Annotated in this window: 11 protein-coding genes; 1 reads left to right on the top strand and 10 read right to left on the bottom strand. The window is 34.2% G+C overall.

Features of this window, described 5'->3' with window-relative positions; all coding sequences use genetic code 11:
* Positions 1 to 59: 59 nt before the first annotated feature.
* Together KI356_RS19980 and KI356_RS19975 are read right to left on the bottom strand one after the other, a co-directional pair.
* A complete protein-coding gene (locus KI356_RS19980; RefSeq protein ID WP_000816387.1) occupies positions 60 to 227 on the bottom strand; it encodes a DUF3933 family protein in 168 nt (55 codons plus the stop codon).
* Between the two features lie 11 nt (positions 228 to 238).
* Positions 239 to 1,681 carry an aminotransferase-like domain-containing protein gene (locus KI356_RS19975; protein WP_212936236.1) on the bottom strand — a complete coding sequence of 481 codons (1,443 nt, stop codon included), beginning with the start codon at positions 1,679 to 1,681 and terminating at the stop codon, positions 239 to 241.
* A gap of 122 nt (positions 1,682 to 1,803) precedes the next feature.
* Between KI356_RS19975 and KI356_RS19970 the strand changes: the two genes are divergently transcribed.
* Entirely contained in the window at positions 1,804 to 2,421 is a 618-nt protein-coding gene (locus KI356_RS19970) for a LysE/ArgO family amino acid transporter (protein ID WP_128281357.1), read from the top strand.
* A 48-nt stretch (positions 2,422 to 2,469) separates the two neighbouring features.
* On the opposite strand, the gene bcbE is transcribed toward KI356_RS19970, so the two are convergent.
* The 8 genes from bcbE to KI356_RS19930 all read right to left on the bottom strand — a co-directional run bounded on the left by bcbE (position 2,470) and on the right by KI356_RS19930 (position 11,371).
* Positions 2,470 to 3,729 carry a bacillibactin exporter BcbE gene (gene bcbE, locus KI356_RS19965; protein WP_212936235.1) on the bottom strand — a complete coding sequence of 420 codons (1,260 nt, stop codon included), beginning with the start codon at positions 3,727 to 3,729 and terminating at the stop codon, positions 2,470 to 2,472.
* 214 nt (positions 3,730 to 3,943) lie between these two features.
* Positions 3,944 to 4,150: an alpha/beta-type small acid-soluble spore protein gene (locus tag KI356_RS19960; RefSeq protein WP_000113539.1), complete on the bottom strand. Its 207-nt coding sequence runs from the start codon at positions 4,148 to 4,150 to the stop codon at positions 3,944 to 3,946.
* Between the two features lie 122 nt (positions 4,151 to 4,272).
* Positions 4,273 to 5,115 carry a sugar phosphate isomerase/epimerase family protein gene (locus tag KI356_RS19955; RefSeq protein WP_212936234.1) on the bottom strand — a complete coding sequence of 281 codons (843 nt, stop codon included), beginning with the start codon at positions 5,113 to 5,115 and terminating at the stop codon, positions 4,273 to 4,275.
* A 14-nt stretch (positions 5,116 to 5,129) separates the two neighbouring features.
* Positions 5,130 to 6,134, bottom strand: a complete 1,005-nt coding sequence (locus tag KI356_RS19950) for a DUF6005 family protein (RefSeq protein WP_002118459.1) — start codon at positions 6,132 to 6,134, stop codon at positions 5,130 to 5,132.
* A gap of 22 nt (positions 6,135 to 6,156) precedes the next feature.
* Positions 6,157 to 6,432 (bottom strand): petrobactin biosynthesis protein AsbD, encoded by a 276-nt coding sequence (gene asbD, locus KI356_RS19945; protein WP_212936233.1) that lies wholly within the window; start codon positions 6,430 to 6,432, stop codon positions 6,157 to 6,159.
* Positions 6,429 to 7,667, bottom strand: coding sequence for an AMP-binding protein (locus KI356_RS19940; protein ID WP_212936232.1), 1,239 nt, complete (start codon positions 7,665 to 7,667; stop codon positions 6,429 to 6,431). The genes asbD and KI356_RS19940 overlap by 4 nt, the downstream gene beginning before the upstream one ends.
* A complete protein-coding gene (locus tag KI356_RS19935; RefSeq protein WP_212936231.1) occupies positions 7,654 to 9,495 on the bottom strand; it encodes an IucA/IucC family protein in 1,842 nt (613 codons plus the stop codon). The genes KI356_RS19940 and KI356_RS19935 overlap by 14 nt, the downstream gene beginning before the upstream one ends.
* Before the next feature lie 67 nt (positions 9,496 to 9,562).
* Complete coding sequence (locus tag KI356_RS19930) at positions 9,563 to 11,371, bottom strand: IucA/IucC family protein (protein WP_212936230.1); 1,809 nt, start codon at positions 11,369 to 11,371, stop codon at positions 9,563 to 9,565.
* Positions 11,372 to 11,492 lie beyond the last annotated feature (121 nt).

Raw genomic sequence — 11,492 nt, 5'->3', positions numbered from 1 at the left:
AAGTCTCGTGGTCTCGTATATTATTAGGCTTATTTACTTCTTATGTACTCTCCTATTGTTTAAGGATAAGTTAACCCTTCTGCTTCTTCCGCAGTAATTACTATGTAACGATTTCCAGTTCTTAATCCTAACAATTCTGCTTTTTCAATTGCATCCTGTTTTGTTTCCGCATAAGCAGCTAAATATTTATCTCCATCAATCATTTGGCAAATCACATATTGTTTCATGGTTTTCTCCTTTACCCTTTAATTAATTGTGCGATCTTTTTTATTCCAACTTCAATTTCTTCTACAGTTGCATATGAATAAGAAAGGCGTAAAAATTGGTTAGCACTTCTATCATACAAAGTGCCTGGGTTTAATAACACCTTTTCTTGTAAAGCTTTGTCAAATAAACTACGATTCGAAATTGGTAGATTTATATGTAGCCAAATGTAAAAGCTTCCTACTGGCTCATGCCAAGTTGCAATGCCACTACAATACTTTTCTAACATACTTATCATAAAATCTCTACGTTTTTTCAATTCACTTCTTACAAACTGTAAATGTTCATCATACAATCCATTTTCAAACCACCCCGCTGCAATCTGCTGGGATATAGAACTTGAACCATAATCAGTTTGCATTTTTATATCTGCTAATCTTTGAATAACGGATTCTGATCCAACAATCCATCCAATTCTTAGACCAGGACTAATGACTTTGGACATACTTCCAATATGTAGCACGATACCATTTTTATCATATGCCTTTAAAGGCTTTGAAACTGGTGCATCGAACCATAAATCTTGATATACCGCGTCCTCAATAATAGGTAATCCAATTTCATTACATATCTCCATCACTTCTTCCCTCTTCTTAGCATTCATACTAAAATTGGTCGGATTATGAAAAGATGGGATCGTATATAAAATAGATGCGTTAAATTGTTTCTTATATTTTGTAATATATGAAGTATTTATACCATTCTCATTCATTGGTATTCCAATCAAACGCATTCCTGCTGATTGAAATACATTAAGCGAATATAAATATGATGGTTTTTCTAATAAAATTGATGCTCCTTTCGGAAGAAGCCCCATAGAAATAAGTTGCAGTGCTTGAATTGCCCCTGAAACAATTAAAATAGAGTCAGGAGATACATATACCCCATGCCCTTTTAAATATTCCGCAATTTTTTCTCTTAGATGGAGATTTCCTTTCGGTTCCTCATACCCAAGTGTAACATTTGATTGTAAAATTTTATTAATAATACCCTTCATCTTTTTCTCAGGCAAGAGACTCGGTGAAAGTTCACCTGTTCCTAATCGAATTACATTGGGAGTAAATTCAGCTTGATTAATCTCTTGTACAGCAGGAAGATTCGGATAATGAAGCCCTGTTTCTACATAAGACTGCCAGTTTGGAGGCGGGGCATATGTAGAAGTACTCTCACTATTATTTATAACAATTGTTCCCTTCCGACCATTCCCCTCAATATACCCTTTTGCTACTAATTCATCGAAAGCCATTACAATTGTACTTCGATTCACTTCAAACGTATGCGCCAAATCTCTTTGTGAAGGTAATTTAGTTCCAACTGTCCATTCCCCATTAACAATCCTTTCTTTTATATAAGATTCTATTTGTTTATATAAAGGCATAGACGAAGACATATTAGGTTTCCAAATGAGCCTTTCCATTATATCACCTCACATACTTTATGGTTGGTAACCTATCCAACCATATGGATGGATACAAATTTTCATTTCTTCTATACAATATACACTATCATAACTAATCACATTAAGTAGGAGGTAATATGATGAGTGAAGCAATTATTCACGGTATCATCCTTGCATTTGGTCTTATCATTCCATTAGGTGTCCAAAATGTTTTCGTCTTTAATCAAGGCGCTAGTCAACCAAATATTTGGCGATCTGCTCCTGTAGTCTTGACTGCATCTATATGTGATACATTATTAATATTAATTGCTGTACAAGGTGTATCCCTTGTACTCCTTACTTTTTCTTGGTTAACAACTACTCTGTATATGATTGGATTTTTCTTTCTTATGTATATGGGCTGGGTTATTTGGAGAAGCGATCCTTCAAATGATGTAAAACAAGAAAAAAGCATGCCTTTAAAAAATCAAATTATTTTCGCCACATCGGTTTCATTACTAAATCCACACGCAATTTTAGATACAATTGGTGTAATTGGAACAAACTCTATACAGTACATAGGAAGTGAGAAGTGGGCTTTCACTTTGGCAACAATTATAGTTTCTTGGATTTGGTTTATTAGTTTAGCTTTTGCTGGAAAATTTCTAAAAGGATTAGACTCGACAGGAAAAACGATTACAGTATTAAATAAATTTTCAGGGCTAATCATATGGGGAGTCGCACTTTATATGTTAAAACAAGTTATTTTTCCTAACTAATTAAAGAGAATTGCATGTTATGTAATTAGCATGCAATTCTCTTTCAGATTATGAAGTTGGTTCCAGTTCCGGTTTCTGTTTTAACATCATTTTATCTTTTGCTGGTTTAATCCAAATAATTGCTATGGCCGCACCAATAGCAGCGAAGATGCTTGTTAAATAAAATACTTCATGGTCCGCCCCTTTCATAAAAAAAGAATACAGGGGTGGTCCAGCTGCTACACCGATAAATCGCATTGAACTATAAAATGACGTAACTGTCCCCCTCTGCTCTTTTTCAATCCCTTGCGTAATAAGAGCATCTAAACATGGTAACGCAATACCAATTCCTATCCCCATAATAACGAGACAAAGAAGTAGCAAATAGATTCCTTTTAGGAATAAAGGTAAGAAGGTAGATGCAGCAGCCAGTAAAAATCCAATATAAATACACTTTTTCATAATATCTTGTTTATCTCCAATTTTTTTACCCGCCATATATGAGCTAAGTGATAGTACAAGCAAAGGAATAGCGAGTACACACCCTTTCCATATACCATGAATGTCGTACTTCGACTCCAGTATAGTTGACAGATAAAAAAGTATTCCGAATAAAATAAGCATAATAATTGCACCTAGTATAAAAATGGCAATTAACCATCTTCCCTTTTCTCGAAACGTAGAGATAATAGATTGAATAAATTCTTTAAGTGGTGGGACTTCTTCTTCTTGTTTCTTCGCCTTTACTAGTACCAGTAATAAAATAATCGATATTACACATAAAACTGGAATCGCCCAAAATGGTAAGAACCATACAATAGCCGCAAGAGCTGATCCTAATATGGGACTCAATACTTTTCCAAATGTATTTGACGTCTCAATGATTCCTAAGCCTGCACTAACCTGTTTTTCATCTTTGTATAAATCACCTACACATGGTATGACAACTGGCATAGCACCAGCAGCACCTATCCCTTGAATTGCTCTTCCGATAAGAATCCAAACGTAAGGGTTATCAACTTTCCATGATACCCAGCCCGTTATCGCTCCTCCAATAGCTGCAATTAATAAACTTGGAACCATTATCATTTTTCGGCCCCATCTATCTGATAGATAACCAGCAATCGGTATGAGTATAATTGCAATGATAGAATAAATTGTAATAATCATGGATACTTGGAAAGATGAAATATGTAATTTCTTTTCAATAGTTGGTAGGATTGGAATAAGCATTGAATTACCTAACGTCATAACAAGTGGAACTGATGCAAGTGCAATTAAACAACAGTTTTCTTTTTTTAACATGTTGATTTCGGAACCTTTCATCATATATTTCTTACCATATAACAGCCCTGCTGGAACTTAATTTTGCATTCCACCAGGGCTATTTCATCTTTACTACTTTCCATTTAGCACAAAAGAAATTGGGTAAAATATAGCATTACTCCTATTCTTTGAATCCTGTTCACAATATATCCATACCAATTAATTGAAAATAAAAAAGAAAGGAAGAATCCTTCCTTTCTCCTATAACCTTCTACATTTAGCGAGTATATCCACCACCAAGCTGTTGTTCTGCCATCGCTACAAGGCGTTTTGTAATTTCACCGCCTACAGAACCGTTTGCACGTGAAGAAGTATCAGCTCCAAGTTGTACACCAAACTCTTGTGCAATTTCATATTTCATTTGATCTAGAGCTGCTTGTGCTCCATGTGATGCTAATTGATTAGCGTTACGATTTCTAGCCATTACCGATCACCTCCTTATATATATTAAATTGTATCAAATCCGAAATTAAATACATGGTAATTTTTGGTTATTCATTTCATAAAAAAAGAGTCTCTTAAACGAGACTCTTACATCATTTCATCTTATGAGGTTACTACTTCTAATTTTCTATTTGTTAATGCTCTCATTTCTTCTTTCAATATATCTTTCGCATTATGCCCAAACCACTCAAGCGAAGCAAAATGATCAGTATCTCTCACTTCCCGGATGATTTCATCATAATTTACTATACCTTCAAATAATGGAACCATTCCTATACGACTTCCAGCAGCGGCATATACATTATTTGGTTCAAACACATGTAAATACTCCGCTGATGATATATTCTTAAAATGGTAATGTTGTATCCACGGCTTTAGTCGCTGAAAACTATCTAACGGGTCTGCACCAGACTCCCATATATGAAGGAAATCAAGGTTTATTTTCAAATATGGATGATTTACTTCTTCTAACAATTTCAAAGTAGACGGCAAAGTATCCGTTAACGTGTTTGGATGTGTTTCTAATAGTATATACATATTGTGCTGAGCAAATAGATCACAAATCATGCAAATTCGCTTCACATACTCTTTTCTCTCTTGTTCCGAGAAATCCTCACTACCTTTTTGCCCAGCAAACGTACGAATTTTATTTGTATTAAACCACTTAGCTAACTTTACCAGCTGTTCACATTTTTCCATCGTTTTTTGAAAATTTGCTAATAATGATATGTCCAAGTAATCACTTATCATCGTAACTTCTAAATTTTTATCCTTTAAATACTCTATTTCTCGTTCTGTCGTTTCACGCTCTTGCATATATAAATTTTGTGCATGAGTCCCCCACAACTCAATTCCTTCAAAACCGTTTTCGTATGCAAATTGAACAATATTAGTAAATGAAATTAGTTGATGGCGAAATGAAATTGTACATAGCGAATATTTCATTTGTTTGAACTCCCTTATCTTAAATTCAATGAACTTGTATTAGTTAAGACAGACTGATTTGTTTTCATATCTTTCCATGACAGAAACTGTTTCTCTAATTCATCCTTAATCTGCAGTTCAATTGTATTCATTTCATCAAGCTTCTCAACAATTGGTATTAACATATCTTTATCGTTTGTCATTACCATTTTGATTGCGCGGTACTGTACATTTGTAAATCCTTGTACAATGTCTTCCACTCGATCACACCAATACTCAAATTCTTGCTCCGCATATTGTAACGTTTCACGGAAGTATGCAAAGGCATGTTCATAGCTATATTTACGTATTGCCAATACGGGTATTTGCTTTACTGCCGTTACGAGCCCAGAAAGTGAATATCCATCCTCTTCATTTACCATTTTTATAATTAAATTTTTCAATTCCATAGTTAGTTCATTATCATTCTTTTTGAATGTTTCCATGAAATAACTTTCTACCATCTCTTGTGTTGGCTCCTGAATTCCCTCTATATCAATGAAATAGCCTCCACCAAATGGGTTGTCTTTAACAGAGTGAAGCACTTTATCTTTTTCCATATTCCCTTCCCAGCGAAAATCAGGATCAAGCATGAACCATTCATTTTCTTTCTCTGTTTTCGATATCATTAAATAATGTGGAAACGGTTTTTGATGAAACTTATTTTCTCTCTCTGGTAATAAAGACATGTCGACCATTACAATTATGTAACGATTTTCAGGCTTATTTTCCACTAATTCTAAAAATGTTTCTACATTGATACTCTTATCTTTTGAATAATCATACCATTCGTTCACTTTTATCCCATACAATTTTTCATACCAAAGCAAGTAATTGTCATGGTTAATGTTTTCGGAATGATAAGAAATAATCCCGCCTTCTGTTATATCAAAATCTCCATCCCATAATCCGAAATAAAATGGACGGAAATCTATATCACTACGCCTTTTTATAATTTCACAAAAACAACTCACTAAACAGTGAACTTTAATTGAAGTCATACTCTCATCCACTTTCTCAAAGTTAATTATTCATATTTGCTGCTTGTAGCGGCTTTAATTCTTCCATAAAGTCAAGCAAAGATCCTACTGTAAGAAACGCCTTTGGATCTACCTCATCTTCTGGAACACATAACTTTAATTCCATTTCAATGTATACAATAAGCTGTAACATCATTACTGAATCAATATATAAATCTTGATTTAAACGCATCGTTTCTTCTAAATGCGTTACATTTTTCAGTTCCATTTTTTTTCTCATAATGCTTAAAACTGCTTCTTTTAACATTTCACGTCTCATGTTGTTATCTCTCCCATCTCTAATAACTTCCGACTTACTTTCCCTGTTTTATTTTTCGGAATCTCTGCTACATTTTCAATTTCATGCGGTACTTTATAAGACGGTAAATGCTGTATGCACCATTCTCTTATTTGTATTGGTTCAATACGAGAGACTACTTTCGCTTTTACTATTTCCCCCATCACAGGATGCTTACCGCGGTATACAATCGCCTCATGAATACCTTCGAGTCGAAGCATCGTTTCTTCCACTTCTATAGGAAAGACCTTTAGACCAGATACATTAATAACATCATCCATACGCCCCATAAAATGAAGACCCCGCTCAGATTTATACCCTAAATCTTTCGTATAAATGTCCTTTTCAGCAATTTTCACTACGATTTCTTCCGGCTCATTTTCATCTGAACCTATGTTAATACTTACATGAGGTAGTGGCACTCCTAAATCTAAATGAGTTTCCATAGCATGACATATACTAATACAACCAGCTTCAGAGCATCCATACTGTTGCATCATATATTTCGTCATCCCTTTCAGTTTGTTAAACAGCGTTTCTGGCAAAGGTGATCCTGATGTCATAAGTTTATGAAACTGAAATGTCCCTTGCGGAAAACTCCCCATAATATGAAGCATAAGTGGTACTGCATATATGATATGTTTTTCTGTATTACGAACTATATTTAATGCGAATTTAGGGTTTTTATTCGTAATGATGATAGGCTTACTACCTCTCGTAATTGCTGATAACGTGCCACAAATTAATCCGTATGAATGTGAAACTGGAGCCATTACAATTGGTACTTCGTCTTCTTCACATTTTAAAGCTTCATTATAAGCAGCAATTTCTGTTTCAATTTCCGTCCATGCTCTACGAATCAGTTTCGGCTCTCCTGTTGTTCCTGAACTATATTGCAATAAAGAAGGATCTTCTAGTAATGAATTCACTACTTCTAATTTTGTAAAGTCGCTACATTCTCCGTATAAAAGTCCCGTACAATTTGCACGCCTTGCCATTTCAATAGCTGTATCTTTTGGCGTATCTTCATGAATAAGTAGTACAGATGATTTTTTTTCTCTTAAGAAAAACACAAGCGTAATAATATCAAATGGATCTTTTAGACAAAGTGCAAATCTATTTCCTTCTGCTCCTTGGAACTGCTCCATTTCCTCGTAAACTTGTAATTTCAATTCAAAATCATTTTTGCTATATTCTTGTTTATTAACAATTAGCATGATTTCCCCCTGCAACAACTGATTTCTGTATTTTATGTTTACTTGCTCTATACAATGGATTTGGAACTTCATGAACAAGTGATTCAACATCCATATATAAACGTCGCTTCGTTAATTGCTCTGCATAGAATGTAGGTGTATATAATTGTAGTGCTTCAAAACGTTCTTTCAAATGCGAAAATCTGCGAAAATGATTTTCTAGTTCTTCGACAACCATGAACCAAAATTTCTCTTCTTTCAATTGATATTCATCGGCCAGTACGAAAGCCAATTCACCTAAATTGAATAAGAAAAGTGCATCTAAAACCATCTCTTGCAAACATTCAATACGATCCATTTCAAAGAAATCATTTATTTGTCCATTTGCATATGCTTTATGCATTTTCGTAAAGTCAGGACACTTTTTGTTTTCTTTCAAGTAAGGACGGTAAAACTCCAGTCCTTCATGGAAATCTTTTAATGCAATACGGACTGGTATTCCTTCTTCATGAACTAAAATCATGTTTTGTCCATGTGATTCTAACGCAATTCCATGTTCTACAGCGAGGTGTACAACTGGTATAATTGCTTTTTGAATAAGCAATTGTAGCCAGTTTTCTACTCCATATCTCTTTAACCACAAATCAATAATCGGTGTACCATCTTTCCCCTTAGCATATAATCCGTTAAAAGGGATTGCATCTTCCTGTTTATCCAAATACTTGTGAACACTTTCCCGCCAAATACATCCTAATGAACCATATGTAGCTTTTTTATTCGAATCATACGTTACACTCGAAAATTCCTTTAACAAAATCAAGCACGCTTCATCCCTTAAATAAGAATCATGATTTATTACTTCTTTTAACCAATTCGATATAGCTGGTGCACTCACAACCGAATGTGGTTTTAATGTACGGATAGTTGAAGTATTGAGTAAATTCATTGATAACTTTACATATGGCTTCGTTGGGTTCGTGACATTCCGCAATGTCCTCATCGACTGTTGCGCACAATAATCATCCGCTGATTTCCCTAAATAAATCATATACTTAGCCTGTATATGATCAGCGTAATTCGGAATAATAAAGTTCTCCCACTGCCAAGGATGAACAGGGATAAACATATACTGCTTTGCATCACACCCCATAAGTTGAACATAATTGTAATACTCTTTATTTTTCTGCTCACCGATTTCTTCTTTCAAGGTACAGCTGTAACCCTCTTCATTTTCATAGCCTACAGTCGTATATTTCTTGTGAACTGCGATCCATATAAGCTTCATTGGCTGTATAAATTCAAAACCATATTGAAAATTATCACGATATTGAAATCCGATACGCGCTTTATAGCTAGGGTGATACGGGTGCCCATCTATTAAATGACTTTCAAGCTCATCATAAGCTTTCGTAATATAGTCTTCTTCACTACTTCTCTCATATTGTGCAATTGTATCTTTAAAGATTGTTTGTTCTAATTCTTGAATAAAAGAATCCAATTTCATTCGTTCCACTTGAACAATCCGAAAAATCTCATGTAGAAATTGTGAAACAGATTGTACTTCTTCTTTCTCATCTTGAACTCTCATTATTAATGAGTCCTTTAGACAAATCCGTCCAAATGTCATACGCACTTGACCATAGCATTCGTACGTAACATTTTGATTCTCTTCATCAATCCCTTGTATAAGAAAAAGAATCTTATCTCCCTTTCTCATACGAATCGGTGCAATGATTCCTTCATAAATTAACGATTCTACTAATTGGCGTAGTACTCTCCTTCTCACAGAAATGTATTCTTTTGATTGGAGTGCATTCAATATCTTTACGTGATAAACTTTTTCTTTCATAAACACCTCCGCTTTAAGACGGAATATTGAATTCCATTATTTGTATTACGTGAAATTTTAACACTGCTTATGAACGAACAGCCACTTCTGTGACGAGCGGATTATCTACTTGCACATAGATCGCTTGCTCTAATGGGTTAGTTAATTCATCGACATCGAAAAATCTTGTCAGTAAATTCGCTTTACATGCCAATTTATTCTCTTCCAACAATTCTCTTAAAAATGTAGAAGGTTCACGATTATATGGAAGGAATGATTCAAGTACAGACCTTAATTCAGAGAGAAGAATTTCCTCCTTAATTAATCCTGCTGTACCAAAACCGTTAATAAGTCCAAACATATGATTAAAAATTAAATAGTAACGAAACCTTTCATCTACAATATAATCGTCATATAAATTTCCAGTACGTTCTCCAATACCAGATAACTCACTATTAAGCATCTCTTTCATTGAATTACAGAAATAAAACCCTTGATTATCACGGAAATAAAACTTTACTGGATAGCCATCCTTCAATTGCACGACACTATTTTGTTGATGAGCTTCTAATGCAACCCCATAACGTAAATACATCCATACCATCGGCTTTAAAGAAATATTTATATATCGCCTAAACCATTCTAGACTTACCTCTTCGCAGCTTTTATTTTCTATATCTGCTAAATGATGAATAATATTTGATAAACGAGTGCGTTCCCCAGGGATAGCATCTTGTACTAACCCAGCTATTAAAGTAGCGTCATTCGCATTCTCACTATAAAAAGGATTCTCACGAATAATCACTTCAAATCCGGACTCTTGCATTTCATAATTTAGTGTAATGAAGGCTGGATCACATATAAAATCAAACCCAGGAAATTTCTCTAACACTTCACCAATTTTAGTATTTAACATTTCCTTACCTTCAAGACCACTCTCAAGTTCCTTCAATTTATTAATACGCATTGAATTTGTTACCTTTACAGGGAATGAAAACTTGAGCATGTACTTCGAATGAGGATGATATAGCGTTCTAAGTGATGATGTCGCCATATAACACTTACCTACTGGACCGATATATTCAAGTAAACCTTGATTCATCCAATTTTGCACATAAGATTGATGTAATAACCATTCTGCTTGAAGCGGATGGATTGGAATTAATGAATACTCATCTTCCTGACAGTACTTCGTAATAAATTCCTGACTAACAATTTCATCATTCTTTAGTTCCTCCTTTATAATTGTTGTCGTGGAGTTTATTAATAATGACTTTTCACTTACTATACTGTTATGTGCCCGAAAATAGTGGAGCTGACATTTTCCTTTTAACTCCGGAGAGTACATCGAACTTTTCCAATCCAATATACCTTGTCTACTCTTTGGTGTAGGATGAGTTAAATGTCCAAATAATAAAGATTGTTCCGCTTCTATAAAGGACGTATGGAAACCATATAATTCTGATGTATCTTGCACTCTCTCTTTTGTAAATCCCTCAATATTTTGACAACTACGAATAACTCGAAGCATAAGTTCAGCAGGATTTGTACCTTCTCCATAGTTGATAGACATTTCTTTTATTAGAAACGTAATTACCGTAATATAATCTGCTTTTATGATATTTTTTTCTTCTCCAAGTTGATAATAAAATTTTTCTCCAAACAAATGACGGTCTGTTGGTGATTTATATATAACTTCTCCATACAAAGTAACGTTTTGTGCCGATAACCGACAGCATAAATATGTGGGGATAGTCTTTCTATGAAATGAATGACAGAAAATATTTTCAATCCTTTTATCCTCCGTAATCCATTCTCCACTTCCGGTTTCTCTTAAATAACAATTTAAAAAGCTTTGTATTGTTGCATGTTCCGCGATTTGTTTCGCATGCTGCATACTGCTCCTCCTCTTTAGACGAACACTATTAAAATTTTCATAAAACTATCGATAATTGAATTTCATTATCAATCATAATTCTAATTGATAATGATAATCATTTCAATATATATTTCAGAAT

This window comes from Bacillus hominis (assembly GCF_018332515.1).
GTDB lineage: Bacteria > Bacillota > Bacilli > Bacillales > Bacillaceae_G > Bacillus_A > Bacillus_A hominis.
The sequence above is the reverse complement of the archived record's forward strand: the minus strand, read 5'-3'. Positions and strand labels throughout refer to the sequence as shown.

Coding starts and splice junctions, on each gene's coding strand:
- KI356_RS19975 (WP_212936236.1), bottom strand. CDS start 1,681: ATGGAAAGGCTCATTTGGAAACCTAATATGTCTTCGTCTATGCCTTTA.
- bcbE (WP_212936235.1), bottom strand. CDS start 3,729: ATGATGAAAGGTTCCGAAATCAACATGTTAAAAAAAGAAAACTGTTGT.
- KI356_RS19955 (WP_212936234.1), bottom strand. CDS start 5,115: ATGAAATATTCGCTATGTACAATTTCATTTCGCCATCAACTAATTTCA.
- KI356_RS19980 (WP_000816387.1), bottom strand. CDS start 227: ATGAAACAATATGTGATTTGCCAAATGATTGATGGAGATAAATATTTA.
- KI356_RS19950 (WP_002118459.1), bottom strand. CDS start 6,134: ATGACTTCAATTAAAGTTCACTGTTTAGTGAGTTGTTTTTGTGAAATT.
- KI356_RS19935 (WP_212936231.1), bottom strand. CDS start 9,495: ATGAAAGAAAAAGTTTATCACGTAAAGATATTGAATGCACTCCAATCA.
- KI356_RS19960 (WP_000113539.1), bottom strand. CDS start 4,150: ATGGCTAGAAATCGTAACGCTAATCAATTAGCATCACATGGAGCACAA.
- asbD (WP_212936233.1), bottom strand. CDS start 6,432: ATGAGACGTGAAATGTTAAAAGAAGCAGTTTTAAGCATTATGAGAAAA.
- KI356_RS19930 (WP_212936230.1), bottom strand. CDS start 11,371: ATGCAGCATGCGAAACAAATCGCGGAACATGCAACAATACAAAGCTTT.
- KI356_RS19970 (WP_128281357.1), top strand. CDS start 1,804: ATGAGTGAAGCAATTATTCACGGTATCATCCTTGCATTTGGTCTTATC.
- KI356_RS19940 (WP_212936232.1), bottom strand. CDS start 7,667: ATGCTAATTGTTAATAAACAAGAATATAGCAAAAATGATTTTGAATTG.